This is a genomic window from Buttiauxella sp. 3AFRM03 (genome assembly GCF_003675305.1).
Classification (GTDB): domain Bacteria; phylum Pseudomonadota; class Gammaproteobacteria; order Enterobacterales; family Enterobacteriaceae; genus Buttiauxella; species Buttiauxella ferragutiae.
The window spans coordinates 3422413-3438401 of record NZ_CP033076.1; the positions used below are offsets into that span (position 1 = coordinate 3422413).

The window sequence follows — 15989 nt, forward strand, 5'->3', positions numbered from 1 at the left end:
TCCGTGCTACATCTACGCTTCATGTAGTGGAAGCGGAGGGAGTAAAAAATGAAAGGTGATATTAAGATAATAAATTATCTCAATAAATTATTGGGAAACGAGCTTGTCGCGATCAATCAGTATTTTCTCCATGCGAGAATGTTCAAAAACTGGGGTTTAATGCGCCTCAACGAAGTTGAATATCACGAATCCATTGATGAAATGAAACACGCCGATAAATATATCGAGCGTATTTTGTTCCTCGAAGGCATTCCTAACCTGCAAGACTTAGGCAAACTTCATATCGGTGAAGATGTTGAAGAAATGCTTCAGTCTGATCTCAAACTAGAACTGGATGGTGCCAAAGATTTACGTGAGGCTATTGCTTACGCAGATACCATTCATGATTATGTCAGTCGCGATATGCTCATCCAAATTCTTACTGAAGAAGAGCATCATATTGACTGGCTGGAAACTGAATTGGACCTCATCTCTAAAATTGGTTTGCAGAATTATCTTCAGTCGCAAATCAAAGAAGGAAACTGAGTTCTTTAAACTGTGGGAAGGAAGTGCATATCCACCCTATAGAACCACCCGCTATCGCAAGGTTTGGTCCGAAAGGTAGCGGAGTGGTAGTCAGTAACACGTAATTCTTCCGATAAACTCGTGTTATTAATGCCCATATTAGACCAGTCATCGCTGCAGCAAATATAATCCAACCCAGACTTTGCCATCCATGCCATGCCCCTAGTGCAGCCAAAAGCTTCATATCACCGTGGCCAATGCCCTCGACCTTGCGCCAAAGAAAGTAAATCCAGTAAAGCATCCATAAAATCATATACCCAGCAATTGCACCTATTACACATTCCGACAAATGGTCAGTGGAAAAACAGACTTGATAAAGTAAACCAGACCAAAGCAGAGGGTACGTCAATCTATCTGGTAGAAGTAGGCAATGATAATCGACCCATGCTAAACGCAATAGACAGCCAATGTGCAGGCCAATAAAAAGGAATGCCGGAAGAGAAGGGACTATAAGCATCGTGGTTGACCAGTATCAGGCAAAATGAGTTTTAAAGCTAAATCAATGAACTTTGTAAAGCAAAATGGAGTTTGAAGAGTTACGTGTAATGTTCCGCAGAGAATATGCTAATCAGATCGTGTTACAAATTTTGTGGGAGGTGAAGTGCAACCAGATGCAAAAGATTGTTTAATTCGTATCCATGACTTGCTTAAGAAGCAGATTTACGTATAATGCGCGGGCCTGTCTTAATCGACGGCTGGCTCGATATGAGCCTGACAGCGAAGCTGCTGTCGACAATGTTCCCAATTGGGGAACTATGTATGAACGATTACACTCCCCCATCAATCGTAATGGGTGTGAGTAGTGATTTTTTTCGTCTATAAAATAATTGGAGCTATGGTCTCATGCAGAGCCAAAGAATCCGTATCCGCCTTAAAGCGTTTGATCATCGTCTGATCGATCAATCAACTGCGGAAATCGTCGAGACTGCTAAGCGCACTGGTGCGCAAGTACGTGGTCCGATCCCGCTGCCGACCCGCAAAGAGCGCTTTACCGTTCTGATCTCTCCGCACGTCAACAAAGACGCGCGTGATCAGTACGAAATTCGCACTCACAAGCGTCTGGTTGACATCGTTGAGCCAACTGAGAAAACCGTTGATGCTCTGATGCGTCTGGATCTGGCTGCTGGTGTTGACGTGCAGATCAGCCTGGGTTAATCAGGTCATTGACGATTGAGAGGTTGAAACAATGATTGGTTTAGTCGGTAAAAAAGTGGGTATGACCCGTATCTTCACAGAAGACGGCGTTTCTATCCCAGTAACCGTGATCGAAGTAGAAGCAAACCGTGTTACTCAGGTTAAAGACCTGGCTAACGACGGCTACCGTGCTGTTCAAGTTACCACTGGCGCTAAAAAAGCTAGCCGTGTAACTAAGCCGGAAGCTGGTCACTTCGCTAAAGCTGGCGTAGAAGCTGGCCGTGGCCTTTGGGAATTCCGTCTTGCAGAAGGCGAAGAGTTCACTGTAGGTCAAGACATTAGCGTTGAGCTGTTTGCTGAAGTTAAAAAAGTTGACGTAACTGGCACCTCTAAAGGTAAAGGTTTCGCAGGTACCGTTAAGCGCTGGAACTTCCGTACCCAGGACGCTACACACGGTAACTCCTTGTCTCACCGCGTTCCGGGTTCTATCGGTCAGAACCAGACTCCGGGCAAAGTGTTCAAAGGCAAGAAAATGGCAGGCCAACTGGGCAACGAACGTGTAACTGTTCAGAGCCTGGATGTAGTACGCGTTGACGCTGAGCGCAACCTGCTGCTGGTTAAGGGTGCAGTTCCGGGTGCAACCGGTAGCGACCTTATTGTTAAACCAGCTGTGAAGGCGTGAGGAGATAGCAATGGAATTAGTATTGAAAGACGCGCAAAGCGCGCTGACTGTTTCCGAAACTACCTTCGGTCGTGATTTCAACGAAGCGCTGGTACACCAGGTTGTAGTTGCTTATGCAGCTGGTGCCCGTCAAGGTACTCGTGCTCAGAAGACCCGTGCTGAAGTAACTGGTTCCGGTAAAAAGCCGTGGCGCCAGAAAGGTACCGGCCGTGCGCGTTCAGGTTCTATCAAGAGCCCGATCTGGCGTTCCGGTGGCGTAACCTTCGCTGCTCGCCCGCAGGACCACAGTCAAAAAGTTAACAAAAAGATGTACCGCGGAGCGCTGAAAAGCATTCTGTCCGAACTGGTACGTCAGGATCGTCTGATCGTTGTCGAACAGTTCTCTGTTGAAGCGCCTAAAACTAAGCTGCTTGCTCAGAAACTGAAAGACATGGCCCTGGAAGATGTGCTGATCGTAACTGGCGAACTGGATGAGAATCTGTTCCTGGCTGCGCGTAACCTGCATAAGGTTGACGTGCGCGACGCAGCAACAATCGATCCAGTTAGCCTGATCGCCTTCGACAAAGTCGTTATGACTGCTGATGCAGTTAAGCAAGTTGAGGAGATGCTGGCATGATCCGTGAAGAACGTCTGCTGAAAGTACTGCGCGCGCCGCACGTATCTGAAAAAGCATCTATGGCGATGGAAAAAACAAATACCATCGTTCTCAAAGTTGCAAAAGACGCGACCAAAGCAGAGATCGTTGCTGCTGTTGAGAAACTGTTCGAAGTTGAAGTTAAAGGCGTTAATACCTTGGTTGTTAAAGGTAAAACTAAGCGTCATGGACAGCGTATCGGTCGTCGTAGCGACTGGAAAAAAGCTTACGTCACCCTGAAGGAAGGCCAGAATCTGGACTTCGTCGGCGGCGCTGAGTAAGTCGGAGGAGAAAAACAATGGCAGTTGTTAAATGTAAACCGACATCTCCGGGTCGTCGCCACGTAGTTAAAGTGGTCAACCCTGAGCTGCATAAGGGCAAACCATTTGCTCCGCTGGTTGAAAAAAACAGCAAATCCGGTGGCCGTAACAACAATGGTCGTATCACTACTCGTCACATCGGTGGTGGTCACAAGCAGGCTTATCGTATTGTTGACTTTAAACGCAACAAAGACGGTATCCCGGCAATTGTTGAACGTCTTGAGTACGATCCGAACCGTTCTGCGAACATCGCACTGGTTCTGTACAAAGATGGCGAACGCCGTTACATCCTGGCCCCTAAAGGCCTGAAAGCTGGCGACCAGATTCAATCTGGCGTTGATGCTGCAATCAAAGCAGGTAACACCCTGCCGATGCGCAATATCCCGGTTGGTTCTACCGTTCATAACGTAGAAATGAAACCAGGTAAAGGCGGTCAGCTTGCACGTTCTGCTGGTACCTATGTGCAGATCGTTGCACGTGATGGTGCTTACGTTACCCTGCGTCTGCGTTCTGGTGAAATGCGTAAAGTCGAAGCTGACTGCCGTGCAACCATGGGCGAAGTCGGCAACTCTGAGCATATGCTCCGCGTTCTGGGTAAAGCAGGTGCTGCACGCTGGCGTGGTGTTCGTCCTACCGTTCGCGGTACTGCGATGAACCCAGTCGATCACCCACATGGTGGTGGTGAAGGTCGTAACTTTGGTAAGCACCCGGTAACTCCGTGGGGCGTTCAGACCAAAGGTAAGAAGACCCGCAGCAACAAGCGTACTGATAAATTCATCGTACGTCGCCGTAGCAAATAATTTTAGAGGATAAGCCATGCCACGTTCTCTCAAGAAAGGTCCTTTTATTGACCTGCACTTGCTGAAGAAGGTAGAGAAAGCGGTGGAAAGCGGTGACAAGAAGCCCCTGCGCACTTGGTCCCGTCGTTCAACGATCTTTCCTAACATGATCGGTTTGACCATCGCTGTCCATAATGGTCGTCAGCATGTTCCGGTATTTGTTTCCGACGAAATGGTCGGTCACAAACTGGGTGAATTTGCACCGACACGTACTTATCGCGGCCACGCTGCTGATAAAAAAGCCAAGAAGAAATAAGTAGGAGGAAGAGATGGAAACTTTAGCTCAACATCGCCACGCTCGTTCTTCTGCTCAAAAGGTTCGCCTTGTTGCAGACCTTATTCGCGGTAAGAAAGTGTCGCAGGCACTGGAAATTTTGACCTTCACCAACAAGAAAGCGGCTGTATTGGTCAAGAAAGTTCTGGAATCTGCCATTGCTAACGCTGAACACAACGATGGCGCTGACATTGACGATCTGAAAGTCGCGAAAATCTTCGTAGACGCAGGCCCAAGCATGAAGCGCATTATGCCGCGTGCAAAAGGTCGTGCAGATCGCATCCTGAAGCGCACCAGCCACATTACTGTGGTTGTGTCCGATCGCTGAGACTCTGGAGACTAGCAATGGGTCAGAAAGTACATCCTAATGGTATTCGCCTGGGTATTGTAAAACCTTGGAACTCTACTTGGTTTGCGAACACCAAAGAATTCGCTGACAACCTGGACAGCGATTTTAAAGTTCGTCAGTACCTGACTAAGGAACTGGCGAAGGCGTCTGTATCTCGTATCGTTATCGAGCGTCCAGCTAAGAGCATCCGTGTGACTATTCACACTGCTCGCCCTGGCATCGTAATCGGTAAGAAAGGCGAAGACGTAGAAAAACTGCGCAAGGTCGTAGCGGATATCGCTGGCGTTCCTGCACAGATCAATATCGCCGAAGTTCGTAAGCCTGAACTGGACGCAAAATTGGTTGCTGATAGCATCACTTCACAGCTGGAACGTCGTGTTATGTTCCGTCGTGCTATGAAGCGTGCTGTACAGAATGCCATGCGTCTGGGCGCTAAAGGTATCAAAGTTGAAGTTAGCGGCCGTCTGGGTGGCGCTGAGATCGCACGTACCGAATGGTATCGTGAAGGTCGCGTGCCATTGCACACACTGCGTGCTGACATTGACTACAACACCTCTGAAGCGCACACCACTTATGGTGTAATCGGCGTTAAAGTGTGGATCTTCAAAGGTGAGATCCTGGGTGGGATGGCTGCTGTTGAACAACCGGAAAAACCGGCTGCTCAACCTAAAAAGCAGCAGCGTAAAGGCCGTAAGTAAGGAGAGTCGCTGTGTTACAACCAAAGCGTACAAAATTCCGTAAAGTGCACAAAGGCCGCAACCGTGGTCTGGCTGCTGGTACGGATGTTAGCTTCGGCACTTTCGGTCTGAAAGCTGTTGGCCGTGGTCGTCTGACTGCACGTCAGATCGAAGCAGCACGTCGTGCAATGACCCGTGCAGTTAAGCGTCAGGGTAAGATCTGGATCCGTGTATTCCCGGACAAACCGATCACCGAAAAGCCGCTTGAAGTGCGTATGGGTAAAGGTAAAGGCAACGTAGAGTATTGGGTTGCCTTGATTCAGCCTGGCAAAGTCCTGTATGAAATGGACGGCGTACCAGAAGAGCTGGCCCGTGAAGCATTCAAGCTGGCAGCAGCGAAACTGCCGATTAAAACCACCTTTGTAACTAAGACGGTGATGTAATGAAAGCAAAAGAGCTGCGTGAAAAGAGTGTTGAAGAGCTGAACACCGAGCTGCTGAATTTGCTGCGTGAGCAGTTCAATCTGCGTATGCAAGCAGCAAGTGGCCAGCTGCAACAGACTCACCTGCTGAAGCAAGTGCGTCGTGATGTTGCACGTGTTAAGACTTTATTGACTCAGAAGGCGGGTGCGTAATGACCGATAAAATCCGTGCTCTGCAAGGTCGCGTGATTAGCAACAAAATGGAGAAATCCATCGTTGTTGCTATCGAACGTGTGGTGAAACACCCGATTTACGGCAAATTCATCAAACGTACGACCAAACTGCACGTACATGACGAGAGCAATGAATGTGGTATCGGTGACGTGGTTGAAATCCGCGAATGCCGTCCACTGTCCAAGACTAAGTCCTGGACGCTTGTTCGCGTTGTAGATAAAGCTGTTCTGTAATACAGTGAGCTTTGTCTAACGAATAAACGGCTCAGTAAATGAGCCGTTTATTTTTTCTACCCATATTCAGGAACCGGTGTTATAATGCCGCGCCCTCGTTTATGGGGCTTTTTAACGACCTAATTATGGGTCCCGAAGTAGTAGTTGACATTAGCGGAGCACTGAAATGATCCAAGAACAGACTATGCTGACCGTAGCCGACAACTCCGGCGCGCGTCGCGTAATGTGTATCAAGGTTCTGGGTGGCTCGCACCGTCGCTACGCAGGCGTCGGCGACATCATCAAAATTACCATCAAGGAAGCAATTCCTCGTGGTAAGGTGAAGAAAGGCGATGTCCTGAAAGCGGTAGTGGTGCGCACCAGGAAGGGTGTTCGTCGCCCGGACGGTTCTGTCATTCGCTTCGATGGTAATGCATGCGTTATTTTAAACAATAACAGCGAGCAACCAATCGGCACGCGTATTTTTGGGCCGGTAACTCGTGAACTGCGTAATGAAAAGTTCATGAAAATTATCTCTCTGGCACCAGAAGTACTCTAAGGAGCGAATCATGGCAGCTAAAATCCGTCGTGATGACGAAGTTATCGTGTTAACCGGTAAAGATAAAGGTAAGCGCGGTAAAGTTAAGAATGTCTTGTCTTCCGGCAAGCTTATTGTTGAAGGTATTAACCTGGTTAAGAAACATCAGAAGCCGGTTCCGGCCCTGAACCAACCAGGTGGCATCGTTGAAAAAGAAGCTGCTATTCAAGTTTCTAACGTTGCACTCTTCAATGCGGCAACCGGCAAGGCTGACCGTGTAGGCTTTAGATTCGAAGAGGGCAAAAAAGTCCGTTTCTTCAAATCTAACAGCGAAACTATCAAGTAATTTGGAGTAGTACGATGGCGAAACTGCATGATTACTACAAAGACGAAGTAGTTACAAAACTCATGACTGAGTTTAACTACAATTCTGTCATGCAAGTCCCTCGGGTCGAGAAGATCACCCTGAACATGGGTGTGGGTGAAGCGATCGCTGACAAGAAACTGCTGGATAACGCAGCAGCTGACTTGACAGCAATCTCCGGTCAAAAGCCGTTGATCACCAAAGCACGCAAATCAGTTGCAGGCTTCAAAATCCGTCAGGGCTATCCGATCGGCTGTAAAGTAACTCTGCGTGGCGAACGCATGTGGGAGTTTCTTGAGCGCCTGATCACCATTGCTGTACCGCGTATCCGTGACTTCCGTGGCTTGTCCGCTAAGTCATTCGATGGCCGTGGTAACTACAGCATGGGTGTCCGTGAGCAGATCATCTTCCCAGAAATCGACTATGACAAAGTCGATCGCGTTCGTGGTTTGGATATTACCATTACCACTACTGCGAAATCTGATGATGAAGGCCGTGCTCTGCTGGCAGCCTTTAACTTCCCATTCCGTAAGTAAGGTAGGGTTACTAATGGCTAAGCAATCGATGAAAGCACGCGAAGTCGTTCGCGTGAAACTGGCCGACAAATACCGCGCTAAACGCGAGGAATTGAAAGCTATCATCTCTGGTGTGAACTCATCCGACGAAGATCGTTGGGATGCTGTTCTTAAGCTGCAGTCTCTGCCGCGTGATTCCAGCCCGTCCCGTCAGCGTAACCGCTGCCGCCAAACTGGTCGTCCGCATGGTTATGTGGGCAAATTCGGGTTGAGCCGTATCAAGCTTCGTGAAGCCGCTATGCGCGGTGAAGTACCTGGCTTGAAGAAGGCTAGCTGGTAATATCCAATTGAATCACGGGAGTAAAGACAGATGAGCATGCAAGATCCGATCGCGGATATGCTGACCCGTATCCGTAACGGTCAAGCCGCGAATAAAGTTGCGGTCACCATGCCTTCCTCCAAGCTGAAATTGGCAATTGCCAACGTGCTGAAAGAAGAAGGCTATATTGAAGATTTTAAAATCGAAGGCGACATCAAGCCTGAACTGGAACTGACTCTTAAGTATTTCCAGGGCAAGGCTGTGGTAGAGAGCATTCAGCGAGTCAGCCGCCCAGGTCTGCGCATCTATAAGAAAAAAGATGAGCTGCCTAAAGTTATGGCCGGTATGGGTATTGCTGTCGTTTCTACCTCTAAAGGTGTTATGACTGATCGTGCAGCGCGCCAAGCTGGTCTTGGTGGCGAAATTATCTGCTACGTAGCCTAATTGGAGGAATAAAATGTCTCGTGTTGCTAAAGCACCGGTCGTTATTCCTGCTGGCGTAGAGGTAAAACTCAACGGTCAGGTTATTTCGATCAAAGGTAAGAACGGCGAGCTGACTCGTACAATCAACGATGCTGTTGAAGTTAAACACGCTGATAATGCACTGACTTTCGCTCCGCGCGAAGGTTTTGCTAACGCGTGGGCCCAAGCGGGTACCACTCGTGCGCTGTTAAATGCAATGGTTATCGGTGTTACCGAAGGCTTCACTAAGAAGCTGCAGCTGGTTGGTGTAGGTTATCGCGCAGCAGTTAAAGGCAATGCGGTGAGTTTGGCCCTGGGCTTCTCTCATCCTGTTGAACATGCTCTGCCAGCGGGAATCACTGCTGAATGTCCAACTCAAACTGAAATCGTGCTGAAAGGCGCTGATAAGCAGATGATTGGACAAGTGGCTGCTGATCTGCGCGCCTACCGTCGTCCTGAGCCTTATAAAGGCAAGGGTGTTCGTTACGCCGACGAAGTCGTGCGTACCAAAGAGGCTAAGAAGAAGTAAGGTAACACTATGGATAAGAAATCTGCTCGTATCCGTCGTGCGACCCGCGCACGTCACAAGCTCAAAGAACTGGGTGCGACTCGTCTGGTGATTCACCGTACGCCTCGTCATATTTATGCACAGGTTATCGCACCAAACGGTTCAGAAGTCCTGGTAGCTGCATCTACTGTAGAGAAAGCTATCGCTGAGCAACTGAAGTACACTGGAAATAAAGACGCCGCTACAGCTGTGGGTAAAGCTGTTGCAGAGCGCGCACTGGAAAAAGGCATTACGAAAGTATCCTTTGACCGTGCTGGTTTCCAATATCATGGTCGTGTCCAGGCACTGGCAGATGCTGCCCGTGATGCTGGCCTTCAGTTCTAAGGTAGAGGTGTAAGATGGCTCACATCGAAAAACAAGCTGGCGAACTGCAGGAAAAGCTGATCGCGGTAAATCGCGTATCTAAAACCGTTAAAGGTGGTCGTATTTTCTCCTTCACTGCTCTGACAGTGGTTGGCGATGGTAACGGTCGCATTGGTTTTGGTTACGGAAAAGCGCGTGAAGTTCCAGCAGCTATCCAGAAAGCGATGGAAAAAGCCCGTCGCAACATGATTAACGTCGCGCTGAACCACGGCACCCTGCAGCACCCTGTTAAAGGTGTGCACACAGGTTCTCGTGTGTTCATGCAGCCGGCTTCCCAGGGTACCGGTATTATTGCCGGTGGTGCAATGCGCGCCGTTCTGGAAGTCGCTGGAGTTCATAACGTTTTGGCTAAAGCATATGGTTCCACCAACCCGATTAACGTGGTTCGTGCAACTATTGATGGCCTGGCGAATATGAAGTCTCCGGAAATGGTCGCTGCCAAGCGTGGTAAATCCGTTGAAGAAATTCTGGGGTAATTGACCATGGCAAAGACTATTAAAATTACACAAACCCGCAGTGCAATCGGTCGTCTGCCGAAACACAAGGCAACGCTGCTTGGCCTGGGTCTGCGTCGTATTGGCCACACCGTAGAGCGCGAGGATACTCCTGCTGTACGTGGTATGGTCAACGCGGTTTCCTACATGGTTAAAGTTGAGGAGTAAGAGATGCGTTTAAATACTCTGTCTCCGGCCGAAGGGTCTAAGCACGCTTCCAAGCGTCTGGGTCGTGGTATCGGTTCTGGCCTCGGTAAAACCGGCGGTCGTGGTCACAAAGGTCAGAACTCTCGTTCTGGCGGTGGCGTACGTCGTGGTTTTGAAGGTGGTCAGATGCCGTTGTACCGTCGTCTGCCGAAGTTTGGTTTCACCTCTCGCAAAGCAATGATCACCGGTGAGATTCGTCTCTCTGATCTGGCGAAAGTTGAAGGCGACGTAGTTGACCTGAACACGCTGAAAGCAGCAAACATTATCGGTATTCAGATTGAATTCGCGAAAGTGATTCTGTCTGGCGAGGTTTCTCGTCCGGTAACTGTTCGCGGCCTGCGTGTCACTAAAGGCGCTCGTGCTGCTATCGAAGCTGCTGGCGGTAAAATCGAGGAATAAGTAGCAGATGGCAAAGCAACCGGGATTAGATTTTCAAAGTGCTAAAGGCGGGCTTGGTGAGCTGAAACGCAGACTGATGTTTGTTATCGGTGCGCTGATTGTTTTCCGCATTGGCTCTTTTATTCCGATCCCTGGTATTGATGCCGCTGTACTTGCCAAACTGCTTGAGCAACAGCGAGGCACTATCATTGAAATGTTTAACATGTTCTCTGGTGGTGCTCTCAGCCGTGCTTCTATCTTTGCATTGGGTATCATGCCGTATATTTCGGCATCGATTATTATCCAGCTGTTAACGGTGGTTCACCCAGCGTTAGCAGAGTTGAAGAAGGAAGGGGAATCTGGCCGTCGTAAGATTAGTCAGTACACCCGTTACGGAACTCTGGTGCTGGCAATATTCCAGTCAATCGGTATTGCTACCGGTTTACCGAATATGCCTGGTATGCAGGGCCTGGTGTTAAACCCAGGCTTTGCATTCTACTTCACCGCTGTTGTGAGTCTTGTCACGGGAACGATGTTCCTTATGTGGCTGGGCGAACAGATTACTGAGCGTGGTATCGGCAACGGTATCTCAATCATAATCTTCGCTGGTATTGTTGCGGGTTTGCCGCCGGCCGTTGGCCATACTATCGAGCAAGCAAGGCAAGGCGACCTGCACTTCCTTCTGTTGCTGTTGGTTGCAGTACTAGTATTCGCAGTGACCTTCTTCGTTGTTTTTGTTGAACGTGGTCAACGCCGCATTGTGGTAAACTACGCAAAACGTCAACAAGGTCGTCGTGTCTATGCTGCGCAGAGCACGCATTTACCGCTGAAAGTGAATATGGCTGGTGTTATTCCAGCAATCTTTGCTTCCAGTATTATTCTGTTCCCTGCAACGATTGCATCGTGGTTTGGGGGCGGAACCGGTTGGAACTGGCTGACTACAATTTCGCTGTATTTGCAGCCTGGGCAACCGCTTTATGTGTTACTCTATGCGTCTGCAATCATCTTCTTCTGTTTCTTCTATACGGCGTTGGTTTTCAACCCTCGTGAAACAGCAGATAACCTGAAGAAGTCCGGTGCATTTGTACCAGGAATTCGTCCGGGAGAACAAACGGCGAAGTATATTGATAAAGTAATGACCCGCCTGACCTTGGTTGGTGCGTTGTACATTACCTTTATCTGCCTAATCCCGGAGTTCATGCGTGACGCAATGAAAGTGCCTTTCTACTTCGGTGGAACCTCGCTGCTCATTGTTGTCGTGGTTATCATGGACTTTATGGCTCAAGTGCAAACTCTGATGATGTCTAGTCAGTACGAGTCTGCATTGAAGAAAGCGAATCTGAAAGGCTACGGCCGTTAATAGTCGCTTGAGAAGTTACGGAGAGTAAAAATGAAAGTTCGTGCTTCCGTCAAGAAATTATGTCGTAACTGCAAAATCGTTAAGCGTGACGGTGTTATTCGCGTGATTTGCAGCGCCGAACCGAAGCATAAACAGCGTCAAGGCTGATTATCTCGCATATTTTTCTTGCAAAGTTGGGTTGAGCTGGCTAGATTAGCCAGCCAATCTTTTGTATGTCTATGCGTTTCCATTTGAGTATCCTGAAAACGGGCTTTTCGGTATGGGACGCATAATCTAAATAGTAGGAGTGCATAGTGGCCCGTATAGCAGGCATTAACATTCCTGATCAAAAACATACCGTAATCGCGTTAACTTCGATTTACGGTGTCGGCAAGACTCGCTCAAAGGCAATTTGTGCCGCGGCGGGTATCGCTGAAGATGTTAAGATCAGAGAGCTGTCTGAAGAACAAATCGACACGCTGCGTGACGAAGTTGCCAAATTTGTCGTTGAAGGTGATCTGCGCCGTGAAGTGAGTATGAGCATCAAGCGTCTGATGGACCTTGGTTGCTATCGCGGTTTGCGTCATCGTCGTGGTCTGCCAGTGCGCGGTCAGCGTACGAAGACCAACGCACGTACCCGTAAGGGTCCGCGCAAACCGATCAAGAAATAATCGGGGTGATTGAATAATGGCAAAGGCACCAATTCGTGCACGTAAGCGTGTAAGAAAACAAGTCTCTGACGGCGTGGCTCATGTCCATGCTTCTTTCAACAACACTATCGTTACTATTACTGATCGTCAGGGTAACGCATTGGGTTGGGCAACTGCCGGTGGTTCCGGTTTCCGTGGTTCTCGCAAATCGACTCCGTTCGCAGCTCAGGTTGCAGCAGAGCGTTGCGCAGAAGCCGTGAAAGAATACGGTATCAAGAACCTGGAAGTTATGGTTAAGGGACCGGGTCCAGGCCGCGAATCTACCATTCGTGCTCTGAACGCCGCTGGTTTCCGCATCACTAATATTACTGATGTGACTCCGATCCCTCACAACGGTTGTCGTCCGCCGAAAAAACGTCGCGTATAACGCTCGTTTTTAGGAATGTTGGAGAAAGAAAATGGCAAGATATTTGGGTCCTAAGCTCAAGCTGAGCCGTCGCGAGGGCACAGACCTGTTCCTGAAGTCTGGTGTTCGCGCGATCGATACCAAGTGTAAAATTGAACAAGCTCCTGGCCAGCACGGTGCGCGTAAACCGCGTCTGTCTGACTATGGTGTGCAGTTGCGTGAAAAGCAAAAAGTTCGCCGCATGTTCGGTGTTCTGGAGCGTCAGTTCCGTAACTACTATAAAGAAGCAGCTCGTCTGAAAGGCAACACCGGTGAAAACCTGTTGGCTCTGCTGGAAGGTCGTCTTGACAACGTTGTTTACCGTATGGGCTTCGGTGCTACTCGTGCAGAATCACGTCAGCTCGTTAGCCACAAAGCAGTAATGGTAAATGGTCGCGTTGTTAACATCGCTTCTTATCAGGTAACTCCGAATGACGTAGTTAGCATCCGTGAGAAAGCCAAAAAGCAATCTCGCGTGAAGGCCGCTCTGGAGCTGGCTGAACAGCGTGAAAAGCCAACCTGGCTGGAAGTTGATGCTGCTAAGATGGAAGGTGTGTTCAAGCGTAAGCCTGAGCGTACTGATCTGTCTGCGGACATTAACGAACACCTGATCGTCGAGCTTTACTCCAAGTAAAGCTTAGTACCAAAGAGAGGACACAATGCAGGGTTCTGTGACAGAGTTTCTAAAACCGCGCCTGGTAGATATCGAGCAAGTGAGTTCGACGCACGCCAAGGTGACCCTTGAGCCTTTAGAGCGTGGCTTTGGCCATACTCTTGGTAATGCACTGCGCCGTATTCTGCTCTCATCGATGCCGGGTTGCGCGGTGACAGAGGTTGAGATTGATGGTGTACTACACGAGTACAGCACCAAAGAAGGCGTTCAGGAGGATATCCTGGAAATCCTGCTCAACCTGAAAGGGCTGGCGGTGAGAGTTCAAGGTAAAGATGATGTTATTCTTACTCTGAATAAGTCTGGCATTGGCCCTGTGACTGCAGCCGATATCACCCATGATGGTGATGTCGAAATCGTCAAGCCGCAGCATGTGATCTGCCACCTGACCGATGAGAACGCATCTATTAGTATGCGTATCAAAGTTCAGCGCGGTCGCGGTTACGTGCCGGCCTCTGCCCGAATTCATTCGGAAGAAGATGAGCGCCCAATCGGCCGTCTGCTGGTCGACGCCTGCTACAGCCCTGTAGAGCGAATTGCCTACAATGTTGAAGCTGCGCGTGTAGAACAGCGCACCGACCTGGATAAGCTGGTCATCGAAATGGAAACCAACGGCACAATCGATCCTGAAGAGGCGATTCGTCGTGCGGCAACCATTCTGGCTGAACAACTTGAAGCTTTCGTTGATTTACGTGATGTACGTCAGCCAGAAGTTAAAGAAGAGAAACCAGAATTCGATCCGATCCTGCTGCGCCCTGTTGACGATCTGGAATTGACTGTCCGCTCTGCTAACTGCCTTAAGGCAGAAGCTATCCACTATATCGGTGATCTGGTACAGCGTACCGAAGTTGAGCTGCTCAAAACGCCTAACTTGGGTAAAAAATCTCTTACTGAGATTAAAGATGTGCTGGCTTCCCGTGGTTTGTCTCTGGGCATGCGCCTGGAAAACTGGCCACCGGCAAGCATCGCTGACGAGTAACCGGATCACAGGTTAAGGTTTTACTGAGAAGGATAAGGTCATGCGCCATCGTAAGAGTGGTCGTCAACTGAACCGCAACAGCAGCCATCGCCAGGCTATGTTCCGCAATATGGCAGGTTCACTGGTTCGTCATGAGATCATCAAGACGACTCTGCCTAAAGCGAAAGAGCTGCGTCGCGTAGTTGAGCCGCTGATTACTCTTGCCAAGACTGATAGCGTTGCTAATCGTCGTCTGGCATTCGCCCGTACTCGTGATAACGAGATCGTGGCAAAACTGTTTAATGAACTGGGTCCGCGTTTTGCAGCCCGTACTGGTGGTTACACTCGTATTCTTAAGTGTGGCTTCCGTGCAGGTGACAATGCTCCGATGGCTTACATCGAGCTGGTTGATCGCGCCGAGTCTCAAACAGAAGCTGCTGCAGAGTAATCTGTAGTAACATGGAAAAACCGGGCTTGCCCGGTTTTTTTATATCTGTAGTTTCCCTTCATGCATCAATTCATCGTATCTTTATTTCATCTCTAACAAACGCCGACATAAGTTATGTGGTTAATCGACCAGTGGTCAGAACGTCATATTCTTGATGCGCAACGCAATGGGGAGTTTGACTCTCTACGGGGCTCGGGTTCTCCTCTTAAACTCGACGATGATTCATTTATTCCACCAGAGCTTCGAGTAGCCTGGCGTATTTTGAAAAACTCGGGTTGTTTACCTCCGGCACTCCAGCAACGAAAAGATGCCATTGAGCTAAATGAGCTTCTTCATTCAATTGACAGAGAAAATTCAGAGTACCTGGGTATAAGTAAGAAACTGGCATTACTTGAGTTAAAACTGCAACAGGCAGGTATGAGCACCGATTTTCTTCGCGGTGAATATGCCGACAAATTACTTCATAAAATTGATGAGGAATGAATGATCATGTTTCGCATTGGAGAGTTGGCCAGACTGGCGGATGTAACTCCTGACACCATACGTTACTATGAAAAACAGCAAATGATGGATCATGAAGTCAGAACTGAAGGTGGTTTTCGGCTTTATAGTGAAAGTGATTTGCAGCGTCTGAAGTTCATTCGTTACGCCAAGCAATTAGGTTTTACACTGGAAACTATCCGCGAGTTGTTGTCGATCCGAATTGATCCTGAACATCACACGTGTCAGGAGTCAAAGAGCATCGTGCAGTCGAGGCTTGTAGAAGTGGAGTCTAAAATAAAAGAACTTCAGCATATGCGACGATCGTTGCAGAGACTCAATGATGCTTGTTGTGGAAGTGCTCACAGCACTGCATATTGTTCAATTCTTGAGGCCCTTGAACAAGGTGCAAGTCGGAGAAAAGAATAAATTGCGATTCAGCAAATACGGG

32 protein-coding genes are annotated in these 15989 nt (G+C 48.8%); 31 read left to right on the forward strand and 1 reads right to left on the reverse strand.

All coding sequences use genetic code 11. The features are described 5' to 3' along the window. Window positions 1–48 precede the first annotated feature (48 nt). Window positions 49–525, forward strand: a complete 477-nt coding sequence (bfr, locus tag D8682_RS17355; RefSeq protein ID WP_064542973.1) for a bacterioferritin — start codon at window positions 49–51, stop codon at window positions 523–525. On the opposite strand, the gene D8682_RS27470 is transcribed toward bfr, so the two are convergent. After that, a complete protein-coding gene (locus D8682_RS27470) occupies window positions 509–1021 on the reverse strand; it encodes an A24 family peptidase (RefSeq protein ID WP_074388513.1) in 513 nt (170 codons plus the stop codon). The genes bfr and D8682_RS27470 overlap by 17 nt on opposite strands. A 386-nt stretch (window positions 1022–1407) precedes the next feature. Between D8682_RS27470 and rpsJ the strand changes: the two genes are divergently transcribed. The 30 genes from rpsJ to zntR all read left to right on the forward strand — a co-directional run bounded on the left by rpsJ (window position 1408) and on the right by zntR (window position 15967). Then, window positions 1408–1719, forward strand: a complete 312-nt coding sequence (gene rpsJ, locus D8682_RS17365; protein WP_034461784.1) for a 30S ribosomal protein S10 — start codon at window positions 1408–1410, stop codon at window positions 1717–1719. Window positions 1720–1750: 31 nt separating this feature from the next. Next, window positions 1751–2380, forward strand: coding sequence for a 50S ribosomal protein L3 (gene rplC, locus D8682_RS17370; RefSeq protein WP_034461783.1), 630 nt, complete (start codon window positions 1751–1753; stop codon window positions 2378–2380). A 10-nt stretch (window positions 2381–2390) separates the two neighbouring features. Beyond that, window positions 2391–2996, forward strand: a complete 606-nt coding sequence (gene rplD / locus D8682_RS17375; RefSeq protein ID WP_034461782.1) for a 50S ribosomal protein L4 — start codon at window positions 2391–2393, stop codon at window positions 2994–2996. Further along, complete coding sequence (gene rplW / locus D8682_RS17380; RefSeq protein WP_034499029.1) at window positions 2993–3295, forward strand: 50S ribosomal protein L23; 303 nt, start codon at window positions 2993–2995, stop codon at window positions 3293–3295. The genes rplD and rplW overlap by 4 nt, the downstream gene beginning before the upstream one ends. Window positions 3296–3312: 17 nt before the next feature. Continuing rightward, window positions 3313–4134: a 50S ribosomal protein L2 gene (rplB, locus tag D8682_RS17385; RefSeq protein ID WP_034499027.1), complete on the forward strand. Its 822-nt coding sequence runs from the start codon at window positions 3313–3315 to the stop codon at window positions 4132–4134. A gap of 16 nt (window positions 4135–4150) precedes the next feature. Then, entirely contained in the window at window positions 4151–4429 is a 279-nt protein-coding gene (gene rpsS, locus D8682_RS17390) for a 30S ribosomal protein S19 (RefSeq protein WP_001138115.1), read from the forward strand. A 13-nt stretch (window positions 4430–4442) separates the two neighbouring features. After that, window positions 4443–4775 (forward strand): 50S ribosomal protein L22, encoded by a 333-nt coding sequence (rplV, locus tag D8682_RS17395; protein ID WP_034461779.1) that lies wholly within the window; start codon window positions 4443–4445, stop codon window positions 4773–4775. A 17-nt stretch (window positions 4776–4792) separates the two neighbouring features. Further along, window positions 4793–5494 carry a 30S ribosomal protein S3 gene (gene rpsC, locus D8682_RS17400; RefSeq protein ID WP_000529945.1) on the forward strand — a complete coding sequence of 234 codons (702 nt, stop codon included), beginning with the start codon at window positions 4793–4795 and terminating at the stop codon, window positions 5492–5494. An 11-nt stretch (window positions 5495–5505) separates the two neighbouring features. After that, window positions 5506–5916 carry a 50S ribosomal protein L16 gene (rplP, locus tag D8682_RS17405; RefSeq protein WP_008927134.1) on the forward strand — a complete coding sequence of 137 codons (411 nt, stop codon included), beginning with the start codon at window positions 5506–5508 and terminating at the stop codon, window positions 5914–5916. Continuing rightward, window positions 5916–6107: a 50S ribosomal protein L29 gene (gene rpmC / locus D8682_RS17410; protein WP_008457158.1), complete on the forward strand. Its 192-nt coding sequence runs from the start codon at window positions 5916–5918 to the stop codon at window positions 6105–6107. The genes rplP and rpmC overlap by 1 nt, the downstream gene beginning before the upstream one ends. Further along, window positions 6107–6361 carry a 30S ribosomal protein S17 gene (gene rpsQ / locus D8682_RS17415; protein WP_121814777.1) on the forward strand — a complete coding sequence of 85 codons (255 nt, stop codon included), beginning with the start codon at window positions 6107–6109 and terminating at the stop codon, window positions 6359–6361. The genes rpmC and rpsQ overlap by 1 nt, the downstream gene beginning before the upstream one ends. 166 nt (window positions 6362–6527) lie before the next feature. Continuing rightward, entirely contained in the window at window positions 6528–6899 is a 372-nt protein-coding gene (gene rplN / locus D8682_RS17420) for a 50S ribosomal protein L14 (RefSeq protein WP_002438705.1), read from the forward strand. 10 nt (window positions 6900–6909) lie between these two features. Continuing rightward, the gene (gene rplX / locus D8682_RS17425) at window positions 6910–7224 is read left to right on the forward strand and encodes a 50S ribosomal protein L24 (protein WP_034461774.1); all 315 of its coding nucleotides are present in this window, start codon (window positions 6910–6912) and stop codon (window positions 7222–7224) included. Between the two features lie 14 nt (window positions 7225–7238). Then, window positions 7239–7778: a 50S ribosomal protein L5 gene (gene rplE / locus D8682_RS17430; protein ID WP_034461772.1), complete on the forward strand. Its 540-nt coding sequence runs from the start codon at window positions 7239–7241 to the stop codon at window positions 7776–7778. Window positions 7779–7791: 13 nt separating this feature from the next. Then, a complete protein-coding gene (gene rpsN, locus D8682_RS17435; RefSeq protein WP_034499021.1) occupies window positions 7792–8097 on the forward strand; it encodes a 30S ribosomal protein S14 in 306 nt (101 codons plus the stop codon). A 30-nt stretch (window positions 8098–8127) separates the two neighbouring features. Further along, window positions 8128–8520 (forward strand): 30S ribosomal protein S8, encoded by a 393-nt coding sequence (gene rpsH / locus D8682_RS17440; protein ID WP_034461770.1) that lies wholly within the window; start codon window positions 8128–8130, stop codon window positions 8518–8520. A gap of 13 nt (window positions 8521–8533) precedes the next feature. Then, on the forward strand, window positions 8534–9067 hold the full coding sequence (rplF, locus tag D8682_RS17445; RefSeq protein ID WP_034461769.1) for a 50S ribosomal protein L6: 534 nt from the start codon (window positions 8534–8536) through the stop codon (window positions 9065–9067). A gap of 9 nt (window positions 9068–9076) precedes the next feature. Continuing rightward, window positions 9077–9430: a 50S ribosomal protein L18 gene (gene rplR / locus D8682_RS17450; RefSeq protein ID WP_034461768.1), complete on the forward strand. Its 354-nt coding sequence runs from the start codon at window positions 9077–9079 to the stop codon at window positions 9428–9430. Between the two features lie 14 nt (window positions 9431–9444). Beyond that, window positions 9445–9945, forward strand: a complete 501-nt coding sequence (gene rpsE / locus D8682_RS17455) for a 30S ribosomal protein S5 (RefSeq protein ID WP_034461766.1) — start codon at window positions 9445–9447, stop codon at window positions 9943–9945. A 6-nt stretch (window positions 9946–9951) separates the two neighbouring features. Next, the gene (gene rpmD / locus D8682_RS17460) at window positions 9952–10131 is read left to right on the forward strand and encodes a 50S ribosomal protein L30 (protein ID WP_004846568.1); all 180 of its coding nucleotides are present in this window, start codon (window positions 9952–9954) and stop codon (window positions 10129–10131) included. 3 nt (window positions 10132–10134) lie between these two features. Next, window positions 10135–10569 (forward strand): 50S ribosomal protein L15, encoded by a 435-nt coding sequence (gene rplO, locus D8682_RS17465; protein ID WP_034461765.1) that lies wholly within the window; start codon window positions 10135–10137, stop codon window positions 10567–10569. A gap of 7 nt (window positions 10570–10576) precedes the next feature. Then, on the forward strand, window positions 10577–11908 hold the full coding sequence (gene secY, locus D8682_RS17470) for a preprotein translocase subunit SecY (protein ID WP_034499015.1): 1332 nt from the start codon (window positions 10577–10579) through the stop codon (window positions 11906–11908). 30 nt (window positions 11909–11938) lie between these two features. Next, complete coding sequence (gene rpmJ, locus D8682_RS17475) at window positions 11939–12055, forward strand: 50S ribosomal protein L36 (protein ID WP_000868187.1); 117 nt, start codon at window positions 11939–11941, stop codon at window positions 12053–12055. 146 nt (window positions 12056–12201) lie between these two features. Further along, window positions 12202–12558, forward strand: coding sequence for a 30S ribosomal protein S13 (gene rpsM / locus D8682_RS17480; protein WP_034461763.1), 357 nt, complete (start codon window positions 12202–12204; stop codon window positions 12556–12558). Between the two features lie 16 nt (window positions 12559–12574). Further along, window positions 12575–12964 (forward strand): 30S ribosomal protein S11, encoded by a 390-nt coding sequence (rpsK, locus tag D8682_RS17485; protein WP_002438687.1) that lies wholly within the window; start codon window positions 12575–12577, stop codon window positions 12962–12964. A 31-nt stretch (window positions 12965–12995) separates the two neighbouring features. Further along, window positions 12996–13616, forward strand: a complete 621-nt coding sequence (rpsD, locus tag D8682_RS17490; protein ID WP_034461762.1) for a 30S ribosomal protein S4 — start codon at window positions 12996–12998, stop codon at window positions 13614–13616. Between the two features lie 25 nt (window positions 13617–13641). Then, entirely contained in the window at window positions 13642–14631 is a 990-nt protein-coding gene (rpoA, locus tag D8682_RS17495) for a DNA-directed RNA polymerase subunit alpha (RefSeq protein WP_034461761.1), read from the forward strand. A gap of 40 nt (window positions 14632–14671) precedes the next feature. Beyond that, window positions 14672–15058, forward strand: a complete 387-nt coding sequence (gene rplQ / locus D8682_RS17500; protein WP_034461760.1) for a 50S ribosomal protein L17 — start codon at window positions 14672–14674, stop codon at window positions 15056–15058. A gap of 114 nt (window positions 15059–15172) precedes the next feature. Then, window positions 15173–15541, forward strand: coding sequence for a DUF1992 domain-containing protein (locus D8682_RS17505; RefSeq protein WP_121814778.1), 369 nt, complete (start codon window positions 15173–15175; stop codon window positions 15539–15541). 6 nt (window positions 15542–15547) lie between these two features. Continuing rightward, the gene (gene zntR, locus D8682_RS17510; protein ID WP_064543007.1) at window positions 15548–15967 is read left to right on the forward strand and encodes a Zn(2+)-responsive transcriptional regulator; all 420 of its coding nucleotides are present in this window, start codon (window positions 15548–15550) and stop codon (window positions 15965–15967) included. Window positions 15968–15989: the final 22 nt, after the last annotated feature.

What these genes read in the sequence shown, in the direction of transcription:
- bfr (WP_064542973.1), top strand. Translation starts at nt 49, where the DNA reads ATGAAAGGTGATATTAAGATAATAAATTATCTCAATAAATTATTGGGA.
- D8682_RS27470 (WP_074388513.1), bottom strand. Translation starts at nt 1,021, where the DNA reads ATGCTTATAGTCCCTTCTCTTCCGGCATTCCTTTTTATTGGCCTGCAC.
- rpsJ (WP_034461784.1), top strand. Translation starts at nt 1,408, where the DNA reads ATGCAGAGCCAAAGAATCCGTATCCGCCTTAAAGCGTTTGATCATCGT.
- rplC (WP_034461783.1), top strand. Translation starts at nt 1,751, where the DNA reads ATGATTGGTTTAGTCGGTAAAAAAGTGGGTATGACCCGTATCTTCACA.
- rplD (WP_034461782.1), top strand. Translation starts at nt 2,391, where the DNA reads ATGGAATTAGTATTGAAAGACGCGCAAAGCGCGCTGACTGTTTCCGAA.
- rplW (WP_034499029.1), top strand. Translation starts at nt 2,993, where the DNA reads ATGATCCGTGAAGAACGTCTGCTGAAAGTACTGCGCGCGCCGCACGTA.
- rplB (WP_034499027.1), top strand. Translation starts at nt 3,313, where the DNA reads ATGGCAGTTGTTAAATGTAAACCGACATCTCCGGGTCGTCGCCACGTA.
- rpsS (WP_001138115.1), top strand. Translation starts at nt 4,151, where the DNA reads ATGCCACGTTCTCTCAAGAAAGGTCCTTTTATTGACCTGCACTTGCTG.
- rplV (WP_034461779.1), top strand. Translation starts at nt 4,443, where the DNA reads ATGGAAACTTTAGCTCAACATCGCCACGCTCGTTCTTCTGCTCAAAAG.
- rpsC (WP_000529945.1), top strand. Translation starts at nt 4,793, where the DNA reads ATGGGTCAGAAAGTACATCCTAATGGTATTCGCCTGGGTATTGTAAAA.
- rpmC (WP_008457158.1), top strand. Translation starts at nt 5,916, where the DNA reads ATGAAAGCAAAAGAGCTGCGTGAAAAGAGTGTTGAAGAGCTGAACACC.
- rpsQ (WP_121814777.1), top strand. Translation starts at nt 6,107, where the DNA reads ATGACCGATAAAATCCGTGCTCTGCAAGGTCGCGTGATTAGCAACAAA.
- rplN (WP_002438705.1), top strand. Translation starts at nt 6,528, where the DNA reads ATGATCCAAGAACAGACTATGCTGACCGTAGCCGACAACTCCGGCGCG.
- rplX (WP_034461774.1), top strand. Translation starts at nt 6,910, where the DNA reads ATGGCAGCTAAAATCCGTCGTGATGACGAAGTTATCGTGTTAACCGGT.
- rplE (WP_034461772.1), top strand. Translation starts at nt 7,239, where the DNA reads ATGGCGAAACTGCATGATTACTACAAAGACGAAGTAGTTACAAAACTC.
- rpsN (WP_034499021.1), top strand. Translation starts at nt 7,792, where the DNA reads ATGGCTAAGCAATCGATGAAAGCACGCGAAGTCGTTCGCGTGAAACTG.
- rpsH (WP_034461770.1), top strand. Translation starts at nt 8,128, where the DNA reads ATGAGCATGCAAGATCCGATCGCGGATATGCTGACCCGTATCCGTAAC.
- rplF (WP_034461769.1), top strand. Translation starts at nt 8,534, where the DNA reads ATGTCTCGTGTTGCTAAAGCACCGGTCGTTATTCCTGCTGGCGTAGAG.
- rplR (WP_034461768.1), top strand. Translation starts at nt 9,077, where the DNA reads ATGGATAAGAAATCTGCTCGTATCCGTCGTGCGACCCGCGCACGTCAC.
- rpsE (WP_034461766.1), top strand. Translation starts at nt 9,445, where the DNA reads ATGGCTCACATCGAAAAACAAGCTGGCGAACTGCAGGAAAAGCTGATC.
- rpmD (WP_004846568.1), top strand. Translation starts at nt 9,952, where the DNA reads ATGGCAAAGACTATTAAAATTACACAAACCCGCAGTGCAATCGGTCGT.
- rplO (WP_034461765.1), top strand. Translation starts at nt 10,135, where the DNA reads ATGCGTTTAAATACTCTGTCTCCGGCCGAAGGGTCTAAGCACGCTTCC.
- secY (WP_034499015.1), top strand. Translation starts at nt 10,577, where the DNA reads ATGGCAAAGCAACCGGGATTAGATTTTCAAAGTGCTAAAGGCGGGCTT.
- rpmJ (WP_000868187.1), top strand. Translation starts at nt 11,939, where the DNA reads ATGAAAGTTCGTGCTTCCGTCAAGAAATTATGTCGTAACTGCAAAATC.
- rpsK (WP_002438687.1), top strand. Translation starts at nt 12,575, where the DNA reads ATGGCAAAGGCACCAATTCGTGCACGTAAGCGTGTAAGAAAACAAGTC.
- rpsD (WP_034461762.1), top strand. Translation starts at nt 12,996, where the DNA reads ATGGCAAGATATTTGGGTCCTAAGCTCAAGCTGAGCCGTCGCGAGGGC.
- rpoA (WP_034461761.1), top strand. Translation starts at nt 13,642, where the DNA reads ATGCAGGGTTCTGTGACAGAGTTTCTAAAACCGCGCCTGGTAGATATC.
- rplQ (WP_034461760.1), top strand. Translation starts at nt 14,672, where the DNA reads ATGCGCCATCGTAAGAGTGGTCGTCAACTGAACCGCAACAGCAGCCAT.
- D8682_RS17505 (WP_121814778.1), top strand. Translation starts at nt 15,173, where the DNA reads ATGTGGTTAATCGACCAGTGGTCAGAACGTCATATTCTTGATGCGCAA.
- zntR (WP_064543007.1), top strand. Translation starts at nt 15,548, where the DNA reads ATGTTTCGCATTGGAGAGTTGGCCAGACTGGCGGATGTAACTCCTGAC.